Raw genomic sequence first — 19449 nt, 5'->3', positions numbered from 1 at the left:
ATGACTAATGTATTAGTAATTAAAGCTAACAACCGTCCAGACGGCGTTTCAACACAAATGTATGAAACTTTTGTAGCCGAGGCTGCTAAAGTTGAAGGTACAAACGTAACAACTTTCGACGTATTCGCTGAAGACATGCCTTACTTCGGTCAAGATTTATTCAATGCTTTCGGTAAATTACAAGCTAGTGAAGAATTATCTGAACTAGAATCGCGTATCTTAGCGGCTAAACAAAAAGCAATGGATGCTGTCACTGCTGCTGACGTAGTAGTATGGGCATTCCCACTTTGGAACTTAACAATTCCGGCTGCACTACAAACTTTCATTGACTATACTTATGCTGCTGGTTTTTCTTTCAAATACAGCGCTGAAGGTCAATTAATTAGCCTTCTTACTGATAAGAAAACAATACTTCTTTCAGCTCGTGGTGGTATCTACTCTACTCCGGAGTCAGCACCAATGGAAATGGCTCACACTTACATTAAAAACGTAGCTTGCGGCGTATTCGGTATGCAATTACTTGAAGAAGTAATTATCGAAGGTCACAATGCTAATCCAGCAGAAGCACAAAACATCATCGCTGCTGGTCTTGAAAATGTAAAAGCTGCTGCACAAAAATTAGCTACAGTAACTGTATAATAAGTAACAAAAAGCTCCTCGCATGCGAGGAGCTTTTTTGGTGGAAAAGAAAGTATAACCTTCTTAATCACATATAAAGGAAAATCTATCGCCCTTAATTTTGGGACGAGGTGTGTTTTTCTGGTTTTTGGCGTTTAAAGGAAACGAAGCGCGTGCCTTGGAATGATAATATTCCTAAATCCTCTTCAGCGAACATTCCGTAATCTGAGCCAGATAGCTTTAATTCCATACGATCACCGCTATGTACTTCAAAGGTTACATAATAGGTTGTATAAGAATTACTTCCTTGAACCTTTGTGCGTTTCGCTACGACTTGTGCAGGTACATTTAATAACGGAGAATTATTATTTTTAATCCCTTCCATAAATTTCGAAATAATTGTAAACGCAAGCATGCTAAATACTATGATAAAAATAATACCGATAAAAATAGGTGCAAAATTAAACATAAAATCACCTGGAAACATATAAACCCCACCTTCCGTTCTGTTTACGTAATATCAATAAAAAAGTTCCAAAAAAAATCTAGCCCTGCATAAAGCAACGCTAGATGTGTATAAGTTATATCGGATTTAATTCTAATTCAACAGAAACGACAACATTTTCATCAATTAGAAATCCGCCAGATTCTAGCACGGAATTATAGGTTAACTGGAAATCTTTACGATTAAGAATTGCTGTACATGAGAATCCATAAGCCTCTGCCCCCCATGGATTTGTTACATGGCCAGTGTAGGTAACATCAAATGTCACAGGCCTTGTTACATCCTTAATCGTTAAAGCACCAGTGACACGAAAATGCCGAGCATCAACTAGTTCAACAGCCGTTTTAACGAATGTAATTTTAGGAAAGCGGTCTGCATGAAAAAAATCTGCTGAAATTAAATGATTGTCTCTAGCCGCATCTCGAGTAGAAACGCTGGCTACATCAATTTCAAATTGAATAGTCGAATCAGCTAAATTAGCAATATCAACGGCTTCAATTTTTGCAGAGTACGAATCAAACAGTCCTGTTACTTTAGAAATCATCATATGTTTTACAGAAAAGCCAATTGATGAATGAGCAAGATCAACTGCATATCGAGTCATGACATAATCCCCCCAAATAATGCTTACAACTGTAATAATAAAATAAATGACCACTTATTACAATAAATGTTATTAAATTTAATGTGAATATTGTGTAAGCTACTTACTTTTCGTAATTTTGTGCTAGTGGTACACTAGCAATATAGCTAACCGTTATTTAATGTGAAATTTACAATCGTTATTAATATCGTTACAATAGATGAAGTAGAGGTGAAAAATAGTGAAAGAAACAGCATTATGTCCACGCCTAGCGAAAGCGATGGAGTTAGTAGGGAAGCGCTGGACGGCGTTAATTATTTATCAACTATTAGAAGGGCCACAACGCTTTAATGCGATTGAATCTGCCTTGCCGATTAGTGGACGCCTATTATCAGAACGTTTAAAAGAGCTTGAAAAAGAAGGTCTTGTAGAGCGTAAAATGTTCTCAGAAGTACCAATTCGTGTGGAGTATTCCTTGACAGAAAAAGGCCAATCGTTAGAAGGGGCCGTTCGTGAAATTGAAAAGTGGTCGCAACAGTGGACGTAATATGTTTTTACTTGTCAAAAAGTTCGTAAAACCCGATACTAAAGGAGTACAAGAGGTTTACAGGAAAGGAAATGACTTTTATGACATTATATCAATGGGCTGAGGATTTAGCTCAATGGATAAAACCAGAAAATATTAAAACAAATGAATCATTAAAAACATATACGATGACAAAACTTGGTGGTAATGCTGATGTTTTCGTCATGCCTGCAACAGAACAAGAAGCAGTAGCCGTTGTAAAATATGCACATACTCATGATATTCCGTTACTAATGCTAGGAAACGGTTCAAACATGGTTGTACGTGATGGCGGTGTACGTGGTATTGTACTTCATTTTGCAAAGCTAGATGAAATCCGTATTGAAGGCGACACAGTATATGCTGGGAGCGGAGCGCTCATTATAGACGTTTCAAAACGTGCTGCAGCAGAAAGTTTAACAGGCTTTGAATTTGCTTGTGGAATTCCGGGATCAATCGGTGGTGCAATGGCAATGAATGCCGGTGCGTATGGCGGTGAGATTAAAGACGTTATCGTACAGTGTGCGGTGTTAACAGATGAAGGCGAGTGTCTAGTGTTGTCTAAAGATGAGCTGGATTTGTCATATCGCAAAAGTATTATTTCTAAAAACGGCTACTATGTTTTATCAGCAACATTCCAATTAGCCAAAGGTGACCAAGCAGCAATTGATGCGAAAATTGCAGATTTAACATTTCAGCGCGAGTCAAAACAGCCGCTCGAATATCCATCAGCAGGTAGTGTATTTAAACGTCCACCAGGATATTTTGCAGGTAAACTCATTCAAGATAGTGAGCTACAAGGTAAGGGTGTTGGTGGTGCGGAAGTATCTGAAAAGCACGCTGGATTTATCATTAATAAAAACAACGCCACTGCAAAAGATTATATTGAAACAATTAAAATGGTGCAACGCGTCGTAAAAGAAAAGTTCGGTGTAGAGTTAGAAAAGGAAGTAAAAATTGTCGGCGAAGATTGATCGTAACTAACCAAAAAGAGCGCCTTTCGTGAAGACGGAGGGCGCTTGTTTAGTAGTTAAGAAAGGATAGCTTCCATTAACTACATAATAGGACATCATCTCCTCGTATTATTGGACGGGATGGGTCTTTCTAACATAACAGGAAGGGTGCATACAATGAAATTTATATCGTGGAACGTCAATGGCATCCGTGCCTGTGTCACAAAAGGTTTTTTAAATTACTTTAATGAAATGGACGCAGATTTTTTCTGTATTCAAGAATCAAAATGTCAAGCTGGCCAGATTGAGCTGCCGCTTGAAGGGTATTATCAATACTGGAACTATGCAGAGAAAAAAGGCTATTCCGGTACAGCGATTTTTACAAAGCATGAGCCGCAATCCGTTTGCTATGGGGTTGGTGACGAGGAAACACAGTCGGAGGGACGTATCATTACGCTAGAATACGAGCAGTTTTATTTAGTGAATGTGTATACGCCAAACTCCCAGCGCGATCTCGCTCGTTTACCACTGCGCTTGGAGTGGGAAGAGAAACTAGCCCTTTATTTAAAAGAGCTTGATGTCAAAAAAACAGTCATTTATTGCGGTGATTTAAATGTTGCGCATGCCGAAATTGATTTAAAAAATGCTAAATCCAATATGGGGAATTCAGGATTTACAGTGGAAGAACGGGCGAAAATGACAGAATTACTGACAAGTGGATTTACCGATACTTTCCGTCATCTTCATCCACATGCAACCGATCACTACACGTGGTGGTCTTATATGAATAAGGTACGCGAGCGCAACATAGGTTGGCGTATTGATTACTTCATTGTATCGGATCGTATAGTGGAATTTATCGACGAAGCGGGTATTCATTCGCAAGTTTTAGGTAGCGATCATTGCCCAATCGTATTAAAATTGAAAACGATGTAAATGGGTACATACTGTTTAATTGAAAGTTCATACAGTTGCAGGACTTCAATCAGTACATGTGGAACTTGTTGAATTAAGTACATTATTGGAAAAACAGTAACTACATAGATAGAGAGGTGGATATGATGTCACAAAAAACAGTGAAGAGTAGAGGCAAGAAAATCGTCAACTTGCTTATTTGGATTATCGGGTTAGTAATTGTGGCTGGTGGAGTTATAGTAGCCGGATTACATTTATATGTAGCAAACTCTAAGCCTTTAATTGAAGGAGAAACAGTTGTCACAATTTTAGATGAAGATGTTAATGTTACACGCGATGGTATGGGGGTTCCACATATCGAGGCACAGTCCGAACAAGATTTATATCGTGCACAAGGTTATGTGCAGGCTCAGGATCGTTTATTCCAAATGGATTTAGCACGTCGTCAAGCGAGCGGAACATTAGCGGAAGTTGTCGGTGCAGCTGCGGTTGAAACAGATAAGTTTTTCCGTACATTTAGTCTGCGTCATGCAGCGGAAGAATCATGGGACGGCTATGATGATGAGTCAAAACAAATATTAGAATGGTATGCAGAAGGTGTAAATGCTTTTATTGACGAAGTAAAAGGCACGAGCAAGCTATCATATGAATTTAAGTTACTAGGTTACGAGCCAGAGACTTGGACACCAGTGGACTCATTGGCGATTGGTAAATATATGGCCTATGACTTAGGTGGCAACTGGAATTTACAAGCATTCCGCCACTGGGCATTACAAAACTATACAAAAGAGCAAGTGGATGAGTTAATGTTTAACTATCCAGAAAACGCAAAATCAATTATTGAAGCAAACTTAGCAAATCAGGTAGAGGTTTCGGGTGTATTCAATACAGATTTACTACCTAAAGAATTTAATGGTAGTAATAACTGGGTCATTTCAGGGGAGCTTACGGAATCAGGTTACCCACTTCTTGCAGATGATCCGCATTTAGGTTTGAGCTCGCCATCCGTTTGGTATCAAATGCACTTAAAATCACCGGAGCAAAATGTTAGCGGTGTTATTTTTGCCGGGATTCCGGGCATTATTTTAGGCCATAACGAAGAAATCGCATGGGGCGTAACAAATGTGAACCCAGACGTGCAAGATTTATATATCGAAACGCCAAATCCAAATAATCCGTATCAGTTTAAGTATGACGGGCAGTGGGAAGATGCGACAGTTCGTAGTGAGCCGATTATTGTAAAAGATGGGCAAACAATTGATTTTGAAGTTGTTGAGACACGTCATGGTCCAATTATTTCAAATGTCATGACAGACGATACAAAAGCATCGGCAGTATTTTCAATGCAATGGACAGCGTTAGAGCCAACGAAAGAACTACAAGCGGTTATTGGTTTTAATAAATCGTCGAATTGGGAAGAGTTTGAGCTCGCACTGGAAGATTTCATGGCGCCAGCACAAAACTTCGTATTCGCGTCAAAAGACGGAACGATTGCGTATAAAGCAAACGGCAATGTCCCGATTCGTAAAAAGGGGAATGCAGAGCTACCAGTACCAGGTGATTCTTCTGAATACGGGTGGGAAGGTTACATCCCGTACGATGAACTGCCGACCGTTGTGAACCCAGAAGAAGGCTATATCGCAACAGCGAATAATGAAGTCATTGGTGAGGAATATCCGTACCATATTTCTAATATTTGGGCACAGCCGTATCGCTACGAGCGTATCGTAGAGATGATTGAAACGCCTATTTATGACGAGAAAACGGGCGCACAGCTCAAACTAACAGCAGCGGATATGAAGGCGATGCAAATGGATAAGAAAAATCTGTATGCAGAAGAGTTTTTGCCGGAATTACTGGCGACAATAAAGAAGATGGATACAGATAATAAATACGCGAATGTTATTACATTAATGGAAGAATGGGAACTGTATGATAACAAGGATGAGGGTGCACCTCTTGTTTTCCACTTCTTAATGAAAAACATGAAGGAAGCGTTATTTAAAGATGCAATGCCAGAAGATGTGTATGAGTTAATGCCTGGTAAGTCGCAAGTTATGGACCAAATGTTACGTGATGCGTATGCAGGCAACGAAGGCGTTTGGATTGCGAATGAAGGCGGCTTAGATGCATTTGTTTATAAAGCATTTGAGGATTCTGTCTCGATAATTAATCAGAAATTCGGTACGTCCATTTCAAAATGGCAATGGGGTAGCTATAATAAGCTAACGTTTAATCATCCATTGTCGGGCGCTTCAGATTTACTAGCCTCATATTTAACTCCTGATCAAATGGCTGTAGGCGGCTCTAGTGTAACGGTGCAAGCTGCTTCTGAAAATGGCAGTGGCATTGTAAATCACGGCGCGTCTTGGCGTTTTGTAGCTGATCTTCAAGATTTATCGTATGCCGAGCATATTGTAGGTCCAGGTCAAAGTGGTCATGTGAAATCAAAATGGTATGATAATCAAATTTCACGCTGGGTTTACGGACGCTATTCGAAAACAAAAATTAATGGTGACATAGATACAACATACGAATTAATTTTAAAACCTCAAGAATAATGTAAAGATGGGCTGTCCAAAAAGTGAGTGAATAACTCGCTTTTGGACAGCTTTTTTTATGGATAAGAAAGTATACCTGTCTCATTTAAACATTATAAAAATTCTCTTGGAGTATCTGTTATGTACCTCGGTAACCATACTGACCGCATGAAGCAAATTTGTGCTTAGGCGATGCTTGGGAATTATCCGAGAAGATTCTTACGAGTTTTATTGTACTTTTGTCCATAACATTCAAATGGACATTTGAATATTATGAATAAATCGGCTATACTGTGAACAATCAAATGAATATTTGAATGAGGTGAGACAGTGAATAAAGAAGTGTGTGAAATCACAAAGATTAATGAAGCCGCCGTTCATCATGTACAGCAACAAATGCCTGACTTATCGAAGGTGGCTCAGTTTTTAAAAGCGTTGGCAGATGAAACTCGTTTAAAAATTGCCTATGCGTTAACAATTGAAGAGTCTCTATGTGTATGTGATGTGGCCGCCGTTATCGGTTCAAGTACAGCAACAGCATCTCATCACTTACGCTATTTAAAGGAGCACAGATTAGCGATATCTAAACGAGATGGCAAACTAATGTATTACTCGTTAGCAGATGATCATGTATATCAAATCGTTAAAATTGCGTATGAACATTCAAAGGAGTGAATTACCATGAATGAAACAAACAAACAGCAATACCGTCTGCAAAATTTATCGTGTGCAAACTGCGCAGCAAAATTTGAACGTAATGTTCGGGACATTCCAACGGTAGAGGATGTGCAATTAAATTTTGGTGCGGCAAAGCTTACTGTAACGGGGGATGCATCTCTAGAGCAGCTAGAGGAAGCTGGAGCCTTTGACGGTATTAAGGTAGTAGCTGCTACGGAGCGCCGGATTGATACAAGTGTGCCATTTTATAAACGTACGGAAAATCAGCTAGCTGCACTTTCATTATTTTTTGTCGTTGCAGCTTATTTTATAGGGACCTTTCAAGGTGAGGGTCATATTGCAGTTAATAGTTTATACGGTATTGCCATTATCATTGGGGGTTTACAGATTTTTAAAACTGGCTTACGAAATTTACTGAAGTTTGAGTTTGATATGAAAACATTAATGACAATTGCGATCATTGGCGCTGCGATTATTGGTGAATGGCAGGAGGCAGCTATTGTTGTATTCTTATTTGCCGTTAGTGAGGCATTAGAAGCTTACTCAATGAATAAGGCGCGACAATCGATTGCGCAGCTAATGGATATTGCACCACCTGTAGCACTTGTAAAACGTGCGCACGGTAATCACACTCATGAGATGGAAGTAGCAACGGAAGATATTGAAATAGGCGATGTGCTAATTGTAAAGCCAGGTCAAAAAATTGCGATGGACGGCATTGTTATTCGCGGACTTTCAACAGTTAATCAAGCACCGATTACAGGTGAATCTATTCCTGTAACAAAGATGGTGGATGACACAGTGTTTGCTGGGACGTTAAACGAAGAAGGCGCGCTTGAGGTAAAGGTGACGAAGCGCGTAGAAGATACAACAATTGCTAAAATAATTCATTTAGTAGAGGAGGCACAGGCAGAGAAGGCGCCGTCTCAAAAATTCGTTGACCGCTTTGCAAAATATTACACTCCAGCTATTATGCTTGTGGCACTACTTGTAGCTGTTCTTCCACCACTCGTTACTGGAGACTGGCAGCATTGGATTTATCAAGGTTTAGCTGTGCTCGTTGTAGGGTGTCCGTGTGCGCTCGTCATTTCAACACCCGTTGCGATTGTTACAGCAATTGGAAACGCAGCGGGGCAAGGTGTGCTTATTAAGGGCGGTGTCCATTTAGAAGAGCTTGGGCGCATTAAGGCGGTTGCATTTGATAAAACCGGTACATTAACAAAAGGTGCACCGGAAGTCACGCATATTATTCCGGCAGCAGACCTATTAGAAGTCGAGCTACTAGCGATGGTTTCAGCGGTTGAAAAAAATTCACAGCATCCGCTCGCTCGCGCTGTGCTATCAAAAGCTCATCAGCAAGGTGTCATCATTCCAGAGCCTTCCGAGTTCCAGTCAGTAACAGGAAAGGGAGCGTATGCTACCGTCAACGAGCAAACCGTTTACGTCGGTAGTGTAAAATGGATTGAAACGATTGCCCCTTTAACACCGCAGTTAGCTAAGACAATTCAACAGCTTACAATGCAAGGGCAATCTGTCATTGTCGCTGCAACAAAATTCGAAGTTATAGGTGCACTTGCGATAGCGGATCAAATTCGAGCTGAAAGTCGCGCGGTCATTGAAGCGCTCCATCATAATCATATCGAGCATACAGTTATGCTAACAGGGGATGCCGAACAGACGGCGCAGGCTATTGCACAACAGCTCGGTATTCGTGATGTGCGAGCAGCGCTACTTCCAGAAAATAAGCTAGAGGCTATGAAGCAGCTCCAACAACAGTACGGAGCAGTTGCAATGATAGGTGATGGAGTGAATGATGCTCCTGCACTTGCCACGGCTTCTGTCGGAATTGCGATGGGTGGTGCTGGCACAGATGTAGCACTTGAAACGGCACATATTGCATTAATGGGTGATGATTTAACAAAGTTGCCTTATACAATTCGACTGAGTAGAAAAACGCTCCAAATTATAAAGCAAAATATTTCGTTTGCTCTGGGCTTGAAATTACTTGCGCTATTACTTGTTATTCCAGGATGGCTAACGTTATGGATTGCTATTTTTGCTGACATGGGGGCCACGTTACTCGTCGTACTCAATTCCTTACGATTATTAAAAATCAATAAATCCTAAATAGTTATTAAAATTTAACAATAAATTAAAATTTAAGCATCTGAATAGAACATTATAGATTTATTGGAAAACGGAAAAACGATAATTTTTTGTTGAAATGCATGGGGAATATTGAGTTATTCTCAGTTAAGCGCTATGATGAGTTAAATGAATATTAACGAAAAAGTTAAATGAGGCGAAAGTATTATATGACAGAACCGGTTTTAGGAAATGTTATTGAAGAAATTGTAAGTGGACTTGTCAGATTTTTACTGCATGGGAATGAGTATCAAACTTTTTGTCATTGTAAGGTTTGTGAGTTGGATATTATCGCCATAACTTTGAATACTCTGCCTCCTAAATATGTTACTACGAAAGATTCACGTGACGCGGCATTTCAACAACTTAATACACCAGAAAATATTGAAATGATTAATAAACAAATTATTCGTGCGATTCATATTGTAGGGCGCAATCCGCGACATGAAAATGAGCCTTCTTCGGTATGAGGATGGCTCATTTTTCGTTTTCAGTTAACTTTTTATACAAAGTTGTAGTAAACTTGTAATAGCATTTGGAAAGTGAGGGAACAGGATATGCCAACACCGAGCATGGAAGACCACATTGAACAAATTTATTTACTAATTGAAAATAAAGGGTACGCACGTGTGTCTGATATTGCGGATGCATTATCTGTTCTACCTTCCTCAGTTACGAAAATGGTCCAAAAATTAGATAAAGATGGATATTTAGTATACGAAAAATATAGAGGCTTATCATTAACACCAAAAGGGGAAAAGCTAGGAAAGCGCCTTGTCCAACGACATGAGCTATTGGAGCAATTCTTACGTCTTATCGGTGTCGATGAAGGACGTATATATGAGGATGTTGAAGGGATTGAGCATCACCTTAGCTGGAACTCCATCGATCGAATTGCTGACTTAGTTCAGTTATTGGAAGACCAACCAGAGCTTACAAAAAAGCTTGAGGAAATGAAAACAAATCATAGTATGTAATGATTTACGAGGAAAAGAGGGAAATAAATGAATCAATTAATCAAATCGGGTCAAGTTGTCAGCTTGACAGTATTAGAAGAACAAGGGTCTCGCTATATTTTAACGAATGGTGATGTAGAAATTCCGTTAAATTCTTCAGACGTTTTAGAACCGTTAACGATCGGTGAGCAAGTGAAAGTATTTTTATTTGCGGACCGCCGCGGGGATCTTCAAGCAACGACAGCATTGCCAACCATTACAGAAGCGGACTACGGTTGGGGACGCGTACTTAAAGTAACACGTGAAGGCGCATTTTGTGATATCGGTACATCGCGTGAAGTGTTAGTGAAGGCGGAGGATTTACCAGTACTTGAGGAATTATGGCCACAACCAGGTGACCATTTATATATGACATTGCGTACAGACCGCAATGGCGATTTATTCGGTCGGTTAGTGACAGAAGAAAAAGTAATTGAAATGTACGAAGGTGCTGCGGAAGATGTGCACAACAAAAACCTTATTGCGCGTCCGTACCGTTTACTACCAGTAGGTTCATTCCTATTAGGCGTTGACGTACCGTACCGTATTTTTGTACATGAGTCAGAAATGCAAGCAGAACCTCGTCTGGGACAAGAAGTGCATGTGCGCATTATCGACGTGAAAGATGATGGCTCACTGAACGGCTCATTACTACCACGTAAGCATGAGCGTTTAGGTACGGATGCAGAAAAGATATTTGCTTATCTTGAAAGTGTTGGTGGTAAAATGCCATTTGGCGATAAATCAACACCAGAAGAAGTACAAGAAATGTTTAAAATTAGTAAAGGTGCGTTCAAGCGCGCTTTAGGCACATTAATGAAAGCCGGTAAAATTAAACAACAAGACGGCTGGACAGAGAGCGTCTAAAATCAAAGCAAAAGGTGGAGCGTATGCTGGAACCTTTTGCTTTTTTTGTCGTACTACTAACTAAGAGAACGTACATGAATTGATATGCTGTATAATATAAATAAATGAGTACGTTTCGAAAGGGGTTATTAAAATGAAACAAAAATGGATTGCCTGTCTAGCGATATTTACGCTAACCATTTCATTTTTCCTTCCAACATCTACATTCGCTACTACAAATAATCAAAATGCCATAAACGAAAAGCTTGGAGTACCGATTATTGTGTACGGTAGTAGTTTATCAGACGCGGAAAAAGAAATAGTAAAAACAGCATTGCGGGTTGAGCAAGAGCCGGAATTTGATGAAATTACAGTATCGGGACAGGACTTAGTGAATTATATTAAAGACAGTAACTCAAGTTCACGCATGTACTCATCAGCGAAAATTACACGTCAAGATGAAGGTAAAGGCTTAATCATTAGTATTGTTACACCAGAAAATATTACACAAGTAACAGCAGAAATGTACGCTAATGCAATGCTGACAGCTGGTATTGAGGATGCAATTGTAGAAATTGCGGCACCAAAGCCAGTAACCGGCCACTCTGCACTTGTAGGGATTTACAAGGCATACGAGGTAAAAACAGGAGAAGCACTGGATATTGAACGTACAGATGTAGCCAATGATGAACTATCTGTTGCCACGTCTCTAACAGAAGATGCAGGCATTAGTGATGAAAAGGTAGCAGAGTTGCTTACACAAATTAAAAAAGTGATTGCAGAACAAAATCCCGCAACGCGTGAAGAAGTCCAACAAATTGTAGAAGAACAATTATCAAAACTACAAATTACGCTAAGTGATAAAGACCGCGAGCTGTTAGTAGATCTAATGGACCGTATTAGTAATTTAAATATCGATTTTAGTAAGTTATCAAGCCAATTAACCGATTTAAGTACAAAGTTTGAAGAAAAATTCGGCGCAATCTTACAAGATGAGGGCTTCTGGACAAGCGTTAAAAACTTTTTCAACAATTTAGTTGATACGGTATCCTCTTGGTTTAAATAATAGCTAAAAGCCTCCTTTCATGGGAGGCTTTTATTGTATAGTGAAAACCTAATTGTGATATATTGGAATTAAATGGGGAGGGAAGACAATGCAATTTTCGTTAAATAAAGTACTTCCAAATCATGCGGCATTTGAATATGAGCAGGATGGCCAAAAGGTTGCTGAAATTACGTGGTCTGAACACGACGGAGTAATGCATATGGATCATACGTACGTATCTGACGTACTGCGTGGGCAAGGGGTAGCAAAAAAATTACTAGACACAGCAGCAGATTATGCTCGTGCAAATGAATTGAAAATGAATGCCATTTGTTCTTATGTAGTAGCGGCATTCGAAAAAACGGAAGAGTATGATGATGTGAAGGCATAAAAAATAAGGAGTTGGCTTAAAATGTGCCAACTCCTTTTTTCACGGTCTTTAAAGGGTGATGATGTAAAAACAAATGCGGCTTCACCCAAAAGAGGTGAAATTTCTGTCCACTCATATTCAATATCTCTATGTTGAAACATTTGCATAATTTATACAGCGAAGCTTTAGGTTTATTTTTTAATCATGTTGGGTAAAAGAACTTCATAACAGTTAATATTTTTATGGAGGGATATTCAATGGCAAAGTTCAAAGGTAAAAGTATTGCACTTGCGGGTTTAGCTGCTGGTGTAGCGTCAGTACTGAGCAAAAAAGAAAATCGTGATAAAGCAATGGTGGTTTTAAATGAAGCCAAAACAAAAGCGATGAACTTCGTTGATACGCAAAAAGAAAACAATAAAAATACAGAGAAGTACCTGCAAGAGACGAATGAAGGAGCAGGCGAGTCACTAAATGATGTCGCTCAAGGTGCAGCTGAAGCAACAAATCAAGTCATACGTGGTAATAATATGGTTAGCGAAGGAGCAATAACAACGGTTAATTATTATAACGAAGAAAGTCAATAACTTAATAAATAATAAAAAAGCATGGCTCATATTATTTTGAGCCATGCTTTAATTTATGCTAAATGGACAAATTTCTGCCGATCCATTAGTGAAATGAGAGCAAATACAATTAACAAAGTACCTGTAAGTATGAAGCCCTGCGTATGATTGATAGGTAACCAACCGAGTAATGAAGACCCGACGACGACACCTAAAGAAAAGAATGCATAAAAATAGCCATACGCCTTTCCTCGTACTTCCTTTGTAGTGGAATCAATTAATAAGGAATTGATTGAAGGGAACAAAAAGCCGAATCCTACCCCGTAGCAAGCAAGTGCGACATATAGGAGTGTTGTGTCGCTGGATTGACTGAGCAATAGCTGACTAATGCCCATCAATCCGATACCAAGTGCTAACGTATACTTCGGCTTAACTAAGTCAAAAATTTTATTCGTCGGTAAAATAAATACCAAAACAGCAACTATACCGAACGTACTCATCAACATACCGCTCATTCTTGAATCAAATCCTAAACTTTGAACATGTAAAGGTAATAAATATGCAATGACGCCTTGCGAGAACATTAAAAAGAATGCGCCTGTAAACGCCTTTAATGTACCACTGTTTCTAAAGAATGCCCGAATTGGCACCTCGGTTGAAGCTGTTTTTGTACTACGATGCCCCTGTTGATTACGTAAAACAACAACAGCGATGAGCCCTAGAACAACCATACATATACCCGTAAAGTTAAACACAATAGGAGCGCTCGTGCGACTAGCTAAAATCCCACTAAAAGCAGGTCCGATAATGGCAGCAATCCCTACAAATGCACCAGAAATAGCTCCACCTTTCCCGCGTTTTTCCGGTGAGGTCTCATTCGCTAAATATGTAAAGGCAGCTGGCACAATAAATCCAGCAACTAATCCATGAAGGAAACGTATGGCAAGAAGGGCGAAAGGTTCCTCAATAAAGGCGTAAAGAAACAAAGCCGCACCTGTTAGGAGAAGACCAGCCACAAGCACATGAAATGGTCCTTTTTTGTCTGTAAAAAATCCAGAAAAAATATTTCCGAATGTATTTGAAAAGGAATACATTCCGACAGCTAGTCCGGTTACAAATGCAGAAGCACCAACAGATTCAGCAAATGTGCTCATAATCGGTAGCTGTGTAAATAAATCAAAAAATGAAAAGAAAATAATGGCATAAATAAAATACCGCAAAATGCCCATCCCTCCAGAGTAGCTTTTTATTCACCTATTATAGCATTTTAAAATATAAAAAAATCGACAAAATCCAATTAAGGGATTTTGTCGATAAATTTATCAATTAAGCTTGAGCAGGTGTTTCTTGTTTCATTGTTTTGTTTTTCGCAAGATTCACGTGCCAAGATAAAGCTTCCTCTAAGATATGAGGAGTTTGTGAGTTACCAGTTGCTTCAACAGCACGGTTGTAGTAATCACGTAATTGTTCTTTGTAATCTGGGTGAGCGCAGTTTTCGATAATTAAAGCAGCACGCTCTTTTGGAGCTAAGCCACGTAAGTCAGCGATCCCTTGTTCAGTTACGATTACATCTACATCATGCTCAGTATGGTCTACGTGAGATGCCATTGGAACGATTGAAGAAATCGCGCCGCCTTTTGCATATGATTTCGTTACGAAGATACCCAGACGAGCGTTACGCGCGAAGTCACCAGAACCACCGATACCGTTCATCATTTTTGTACCTGATACGTGCGTAGAGTTTACGTTACCATAAATATCTAACTCAAGAGCTGTGTTAATTGAAATTAATCCTAAACGACGAATAAGCTCTGGGTGGTTAGAGATTTCTTGTGGACGTAAGCAAATTTTGTCAGCATACTTTTCTAAGTTGCCGTACACTTTTTTCTGTAATTCTTCAGTAAGTGTAATTGAAGTTGCAGCAGCGTATTTAACTTTACCAGCATCGATTAAGTTGAATACAGCATCTTGAAGTACTTCAGAAGCTACAACTAAATCTTCGAATTCTGAATTCGCAAAGCCATCAAGTACTGCGTTTGCTACAGAACCTACACCAGATTGTAATGGCATTAAGTTATTAGTTAAACGACCTGCTTTAATTTCACTGCGGAAGAAGTCTAATAAAAGGTTAGCCATGTTCTGTGTTTCTTCATCTGGAGGTACGATTAATGAAGGCGCATCTGGCTCTTCAGAAATAACGATTGCTTGAATTTTAGCTGGATCTACACGAATACCGATTTCACCGATACGTTGTGTAATATCAGTCATAGGAATTGGCTCACGTTCACCTTGTGCTTTTGGTACATAAATATCATGAATACCGATTAAGCTTTCTGGATGTGAAAGGTTTAATTCAACAATAATATTTTCAGCGTATTGAGCGAAGATTGGTGAGTTTCCTACCGAGTTTGAAGGAATGATTAAGCCATCTTCAGTAATGGCAACAGCTTCGATAATTAAGTGTTTAATTGGACCGATAATCCCTTGACGCACTAGTTCCGCGTTATGAGAAAGATGAGCATCTACATATGATACATCACCAGAGTTAATTAAATTACGGATACCTGCATCACCAATGAATGGTCCGCGTTTACGGATAGCTCCTGCTTCAGCAAGGTGTTTGTCTACTTCAGGACCTAATGAAGCGCCAGTATATACATCGATTTTAAATTTTTCGTTTTGAGCACGTTCTACTAGTGCTAGTGGTACAACCTTCGCGTCCCCTGCACGAGTAAATCCACTCATACCAACTACACTGCCGTCTTCAATTAAAGCTGCAGCTTCTTGTGCAGATACGATTTTATCTGCTAATTCTTTTAAACCTAAGCGTTTCTCAACTCTTGGATCCATTTTAAAATCCTCCCCTAAAAAGTTTTTATGATGGTTTGTAAGACTGAAAAAATGTGTAAGAATTTTCTGTTTATTCGGCCGGATATCTAACCAGCGTATTACCTAATAATAACATCAAATTGTCACAAAATCTCCATAAAGCACATAAAAGCGCTTAAAAAATACTTTAAAGAGAATAATGGAGTTTTTTCGAATGAATAGTGTTATTGAACGACGGGAATTTGTATATTTTGTAAATCAAATAAATACAAAAAGACCATTGCAAATAGTGCAAAGGTCTTTTGTTAGACAGCTATTTAAGTCTATGGAATTAGAATCCTAATGAACGACGGAAGTAGCTTGCGTAACGCTGACTTACAGGGATTCGCGTACCGTCTTTCATAATTAATAAGAATGTTGAGTGAGAATCTGGTTGAATCTCATCGATATAATCAATGTTCACGATATATGAACGATGGCATCGAATAAATGAATCTGGAGCAAGGAAAAGTTCTAGATCGCTTAAGTTTAAACGGTGATAACCTTCACGGCCCATTGTTTTAACAAATGTTTTACGAAGCTGTGTTTCAAGATAAATGACTTGGTTATGCTTGATTGGGTACCAGCAGTCATCAATCTTTACGGTAATGTAGTTTGTTAAAAATGGTGATGGCTTTTGTGGGAAGATGGCTGTAATAGCGCCTTTTGTTTCACCTTCTTCTATTAGTGGAATACTCATGCCGAAATAGGGTACGCCGAAAACATCCGGTTCGATGTAAGTACTGATTTTTTGTCCATACGTTACCGCTTTGTGTGCAGCAGAACCTTCTTTGATTGGATCACCCGGCTTAATTTTCAGGTCAACTTTTTTGCTAGGTTGATAATACAAATACTCATTTGTATCTGAAATAGCGATTGACGTATTTTCTGGGAAAAATTCTTTAATTATATCCATGATTTCTTCTATTTGTTTTGGATCCACTCTCTAACACCTCTTCATAAGCATTTTAAATAATTATGTACTATTTTACTACATATTTAAAGTGTTTACCTAAAGAAGATTTTTGAATAACAAAGAAATAATTATGGTTGAAGTAAATGTAAAAGTTTTAAAAGATCCAATTTATGTATTTTTATTGGAAAAAATTCTTTGTTAATTTAGTAGGAAAAGTAGCATATAAAGCTATGGTCTAATCATTTTGGAAGGGCATGAATAAGATTTTAGAACTATAATGTTTACTAAAATTAGGTTGAAAAAAAAACGCAAATTATGGTAATATTCACTTTAGTTACTAAAAATTATAAGAAAAACGTAGTGTTACATAGTATATTTAGCGTTTAGAGGACCAATTGATTTACTCAATATGTTATAAAAAATTACCAAAAAACATTTTCGTAGTTTACTTTTCAAAAATAGCAATAAGGTTTACGTAAATTTTTGTAAATAAATAATGCGCATTGCATTCTGAAGAAAGATGGGTAATCTATGCAATTACATCAACATTCAATATCTGAAACAATTTCTAAAAGATACTTCCAAGAAATAGATAATATTAACCAATACAATGGGATTGAGGAATTTTTCACAATAGAGTCTAAGCTATTGTTTGAGATATATCATTTGGAGGCAGTGAAGGCAAAAAAATCTTTACATGAGATTATTGATATCCTTTCTATTCGTTTTGGAAAACAAGTAATTAAAGTAGTACGCCATTACTTTGTGATTTTGTCATCGATTGTTGCCCGTAAGTTGCTTGATAACCAAGTTCCTTCGAAAAAAGCGTTTGCATTTAACCTTGCATGTGCCGATATGATCGAAAATAAAATGAAGGATGCGGAATTTTTGCAATTCGCAGATGATTTAATTGATTTCTATGTGTACTTCATCGCAGATCGAAAGCAACCAACATTCCGCCACCAAACAGTAAATAAAGTCATTATGTATATTAATGATGAATTAGAAAATGACTTAACCGTAGAGAGTATTGCAGGAAATTTCCATATTAGTACGAGCCATTTGTCGCGAATTTTCCGTGAGCATGTGGGTATTACACTTGTTGAATATTTAAATGTTCGACGCGTGGAAGAGTCTCAATATTACTTACGTCATACAAATAAAAGCATTACGTCAATTTCAGACCAATTCCATTTCTGTAATCAAAGCTATTTCACGCGGATTTTCAAAAAATATACGAGCGTTACACCCAAGCATTTCCGTGATGAACTACATCATGAATTTTACCGCTTTGAAATTGGCGAACTTGAATATGAAAAAGTTTAACAAGAAAAGAGTATTCGCGAATGTTTTTACCGTTGTACTTCCTTAAGAACGCGGGATCCTGTCACGTTAGCAGGATTTGCGCATAATCGAGGATGTGCTCATGCTTTGACAACTATAATAAAACCATGCCTGCTATTTGATATTTATTAAAGAGTTACGTTATACTTCGAAATAGTTAAAATATTATAGTAGGTGGAAAAATGAAAAAACTAAAGTTAGGTTCCCTGTTGACACTGGTTCTCGTATTATTGACAGGGTGTGAGTCAGTCGACAATAAAGAAGGCTTTTTCTATAGTGTTTTTGTAAAACCTATGGATAGTTTATTAGACTTTTTAGGTAATACGGTATTTAACGGGAGCTATGGATTAGCAATCATTGCGATTACAATTGCGATTCGTTTAGTGTTAATGCCATTTATGTTGAAAAATTACCGCAATCAAGCGGTAATGAAAACAAAAATGGATGTCGTTAAACCAAAAATGGACGAAATCCAAAAGAAATTAAAGACTGCTGAAACAAAAGAAGAGCAAATGTCACTGCAACAGGAAATGATGGGATTGTATCGTGATAACGGAATTAATCCTATAAATATGGGTTGTTTACCAATTATCATTCAAATGCCAATTGTTATGGGATTATATTTTGCCATCTTACATTCGGCCGACGTAAAATCGCATGAATTTTTATGGTTTAGTTTAGGGTCACCGGACATTACGATGACGATTGTTGCGGGTATTATTTATTTTGTACAAGCAAAAGTATCATTATGGACTGTACCTGATGCACAAAAGGCTCAAATGAAAATTATGATGTATATTTCTCCGATAATGATTGTGTTTATTTCATTCTCATCAATGGCCGCACTACCGCTGTACTGGTCTATTGGAGGACTAATTTTAGTTATTCAAACATATATCGGTAAGAAATATTATTCGGCAATACCCGAGGAAATAGAAAAATAATGTACAATACAGTCGAGGTGCTATTTGCCTCGACTTTTTAGTGGTGAAATGTTTCT

Annotated in this window: 20 protein-coding genes; 15 read left to right on the top strand and 5 right to left on the bottom strand. The window is 38.3% G+C overall.

Annotated elements, in window-relative coordinates:
* A complete protein-coding gene (locus tag MHH87_RS16690) occupies positions 1–639 on the top strand; it encodes an FMN-dependent NADH-azoreductase (RefSeq protein ID WP_340750386.1) in 639 nt (212 codons plus the stop codon).
* Positions 640–733: 94 nt separating this feature from the next.
* On the opposite strand, the gene MHH87_RS16685 is transcribed toward MHH87_RS16690, so the two are convergent.
* Positions 734–1105, bottom strand: a complete 372-nt coding sequence (locus MHH87_RS16685) for a DUF2500 domain-containing protein (protein WP_340750384.1) — start codon at positions 1103–1105, stop codon at positions 734–736.
* Between the two features lie 94 nt (positions 1106–1199).
* Positions 1200–1727 (bottom strand): YceI family protein, encoded by a 528-nt coding sequence (locus MHH87_RS16680; protein WP_340750382.1) that lies wholly within the window; start codon positions 1725–1727, stop codon positions 1200–1202.
* 220 nt (positions 1728–1947) lie between these two features.
* On the opposite strand from MHH87_RS16680, the gene MHH87_RS16675 reads away from it, so the two are divergent.
* The 12 genes from MHH87_RS16675 (at position 1948) to MHH87_RS16620 (ending at position 13342) form a co-directional block, all read left to right on the top strand.
* Positions 1948–2253: a winged helix-turn-helix transcriptional regulator gene (locus MHH87_RS16675; RefSeq protein ID WP_340750380.1), complete on the top strand. Its 306-nt coding sequence runs from the start codon at positions 1948–1950 to the stop codon at positions 2251–2253.
* A gap of 80 nt (positions 2254–2333) precedes the next feature.
* Entirely contained in the window at positions 2334–3245 is a 912-nt protein-coding gene (gene murB, locus MHH87_RS16670) for a UDP-N-acetylmuramate dehydrogenase (RefSeq protein WP_340750378.1), read from the top strand.
* A gap of 156 nt (positions 3246–3401) precedes the next feature.
* A complete protein-coding gene (locus tag MHH87_RS16665) occupies positions 3402–4160 on the top strand; it encodes an exodeoxyribonuclease III (protein WP_340750376.1) in 759 nt (252 codons plus the stop codon).
* Between the two features lie 125 nt (positions 4161–4285).
* The gene (locus MHH87_RS16660) at positions 4286–6700 is read left to right on the top strand and encodes a penicillin acylase family protein (protein ID WP_340750374.1); all 2415 of its coding nucleotides are present in this window, start codon (positions 4286–4288) and stop codon (positions 6698–6700) included.
* A 309-nt stretch (positions 6701–7009) separates the two neighbouring features.
* Positions 7010–7354 (top strand): ArsR/SmtB family transcription factor, encoded by a 345-nt coding sequence (locus tag MHH87_RS16655; RefSeq protein ID WP_340750372.1) that lies wholly within the window; start codon positions 7010–7012, stop codon positions 7352–7354.
* A gap of 6 nt (positions 7355–7360) precedes the next feature.
* The gene (locus tag MHH87_RS16650) at positions 7361–9484 is read left to right on the top strand and encodes a heavy metal translocating P-type ATPase (protein WP_340750369.1); all 2124 of its coding nucleotides are present in this window, start codon (positions 7361–7363) and stop codon (positions 9482–9484) included.
* A 188-nt stretch (positions 9485–9672) separates the two neighbouring features.
* Complete coding sequence (locus MHH87_RS16645) at positions 9673–9972, top strand: late competence development ComFB family protein (RefSeq protein ID WP_340750367.1); 300 nt, start codon at positions 9673–9675, stop codon at positions 9970–9972.
* Between the two features lie 87 nt (positions 9973–10059).
* Complete coding sequence (gene mntR / locus MHH87_RS16640) at positions 10060–10479, top strand: transcriptional regulator MntR (RefSeq protein ID WP_340750366.1); 420 nt, start codon at positions 10060–10062, stop codon at positions 10477–10479.
* Positions 10480–10506: 27 nt separating this feature from the next.
* On the top strand, positions 10507–11364 hold the full coding sequence (locus tag MHH87_RS16635; RefSeq protein WP_340750363.1) for a CvfB family protein: 858 nt from the start codon (positions 10507–10509) through the stop codon (positions 11362–11364).
* A 133-nt stretch (positions 11365–11497) separates the two neighbouring features.
* Positions 11498–12409, top strand: coding sequence for a DUF1002 domain-containing protein (locus tag MHH87_RS16630; RefSeq protein ID WP_340750362.1), 912 nt, complete (start codon positions 11498–11500; stop codon positions 12407–12409).
* 88 nt (positions 12410–12497) lie between these two features.
* Positions 12498–12779 carry a GNAT family N-acetyltransferase gene (locus tag MHH87_RS16625; protein ID WP_340750360.1) on the top strand — a complete coding sequence of 94 codons (282 nt, stop codon included), beginning with the start codon at positions 12498–12500 and terminating at the stop codon, positions 12777–12779.
* A 236-nt stretch (positions 12780–13015) separates the two neighbouring features.
* Complete coding sequence (locus tag MHH87_RS16620; RefSeq protein WP_340750358.1) at positions 13016–13342, top strand: 3-oxoacyl-ACP reductase; 327 nt, start codon at positions 13016–13018, stop codon at positions 13340–13342.
* Between the two features lie 53 nt (positions 13343–13395).
* On the opposite strand, the gene MHH87_RS16615 is transcribed toward MHH87_RS16620, so the two are convergent.
* The 3 genes from MHH87_RS16615 to MHH87_RS16605 form a co-directional block, all read right to left on the bottom strand.
* The gene (locus MHH87_RS16615) at positions 13396–14541 is read right to left on the bottom strand and encodes an MFS transporter (protein ID WP_340750356.1); all 1146 of its coding nucleotides are present in this window, start codon (positions 14539–14541) and stop codon (positions 13396–13398) included.
* A gap of 106 nt (positions 14542–14647) precedes the next feature.
* Positions 14648–16171, bottom strand: a complete 1524-nt coding sequence (locus MHH87_RS16610) for a succinate CoA transferase (protein ID WP_340750354.1) — start codon at positions 16169–16171, stop codon at positions 14648–14650.
* A gap of 310 nt (positions 16172–16481) precedes the next feature.
* Positions 16482–17132 carry a LytTR family DNA-binding domain-containing protein gene (locus tag MHH87_RS16605; protein ID WP_340750352.1) on the bottom strand — a complete coding sequence of 217 codons (651 nt, stop codon included), beginning with the start codon at positions 17130–17132 and terminating at the stop codon, positions 16482–16484.
* A 504-nt stretch (positions 17133–17636) separates the two neighbouring features.
* On the opposite strand from MHH87_RS16605, the gene MHH87_RS16600 reads away from it, so the two are divergent.
* Positions 17637–18431 (top strand): helix-turn-helix transcriptional regulator, encoded by a 795-nt coding sequence (locus MHH87_RS16600; RefSeq protein ID WP_340750350.1) that lies wholly within the window; start codon positions 17637–17639, stop codon positions 18429–18431.
* A gap of 200 nt (positions 18432–18631) precedes the next feature.
* Positions 18632–19393 carry a membrane protein insertase YidC gene (yidC, locus tag MHH87_RS16595; RefSeq protein WP_340750348.1) on the top strand — a complete coding sequence of 254 codons (762 nt, stop codon included), beginning with the start codon at positions 18632–18634 and terminating at the stop codon, positions 19391–19393.
* Positions 19394–19449: the final 56 nt, after the last annotated feature.

The sequence above is a fragment of the Solibacillus sp. FSL H8-0538 genome (assembly GCF_038003525.1).
Taxonomy (GTDB): Bacteria; Bacillota; Bacilli; order Bacillales_A; family Planococcaceae; genus JBBOPI01.
The sequence above is the reverse complement of the archived record's forward strand: the minus strand, read 5'-3'. Positions and strand labels throughout refer to the sequence as shown.

Excerpts from the sequence above, each read along its gene's own strand:
- yidC (WP_340750348.1), top strand. The coding sequence starts at position 18,632 with ATGAAAAAACTAAAGTTAGGTTCCCTGTTGACACTGGTTCTCGTATTA.
- MHH87_RS16620 (WP_340750358.1), top strand. The coding sequence starts at position 13,016 with ATGGCAAAGTTCAAAGGTAAAAGTATTGCACTTGCGGGTTTAGCTGCT.
- mntR (WP_340750366.1), top strand. The coding sequence starts at position 10,060 with ATGCCAACACCGAGCATGGAAGACCACATTGAACAAATTTATTTACTA.
- MHH87_RS16610 (WP_340750354.1), bottom strand. The coding sequence starts at position 16,171 with ATGGATCCAAGAGTTGAGAAACGCTTAGGTTTAAAAGAATTAGCAGAT.
- MHH87_RS16680 (WP_340750382.1), bottom strand. The coding sequence starts at position 1,727 with ATGACTCGATATGCAGTTGATCTTGCTCATTCATCAATTGGCTTTTCT.
- MHH87_RS16645 (WP_340750367.1), top strand. The coding sequence starts at position 9,673 with ATGACAGAACCGGTTTTAGGAAATGTTATTGAAGAAATTGTAAGTGGA.
- MHH87_RS16685 (WP_340750384.1), bottom strand. The coding sequence starts at position 1,105 with ATGTTTCCAGGTGATTTTATGTTTAATTTTGCACCTATTTTTATCGGT.
- MHH87_RS16635 (WP_340750363.1), top strand. The coding sequence starts at position 10,507 with ATGAATCAATTAATCAAATCGGGTCAAGTTGTCAGCTTGACAGTATTA.
- MHH87_RS16660 (WP_340750374.1), top strand. The coding sequence starts at position 4,286 with ATGTCACAAAAAACAGTGAAGAGTAGAGGCAAGAAAATCGTCAACTTG.
- murB (WP_340750378.1), top strand. The coding sequence starts at position 2,334 with ATGACATTATATCAATGGGCTGAGGATTTAGCTCAATGGATAAAACCA.
- MHH87_RS16650 (WP_340750369.1), top strand. The coding sequence starts at position 7,361 with ATGAATGAAACAAACAAACAGCAATACCGTCTGCAAAATTTATCGTGT.
- MHH87_RS16630 (WP_340750362.1), top strand. The coding sequence starts at position 11,498 with ATGAAACAAAAATGGATTGCCTGTCTAGCGATATTTACGCTAACCATT.
- MHH87_RS16625 (WP_340750360.1), top strand. The coding sequence starts at position 12,498 with ATGCAATTTTCGTTAAATAAAGTACTTCCAAATCATGCGGCATTTGAA.
- MHH87_RS16665 (WP_340750376.1), top strand. The coding sequence starts at position 3,402 with ATGAAATTTATATCGTGGAACGTCAATGGCATCCGTGCCTGTGTCACA.
- MHH87_RS16600 (WP_340750350.1), top strand. The coding sequence starts at position 17,637 with ATGCAATTACATCAACATTCAATATCTGAAACAATTTCTAAAAGATAC.
- MHH87_RS16690 (WP_340750386.1), top strand. The coding sequence starts at position 1 with ATGACTAATGTATTAGTAATTAAAGCTAACAACCGTCCAGACGGCGTT.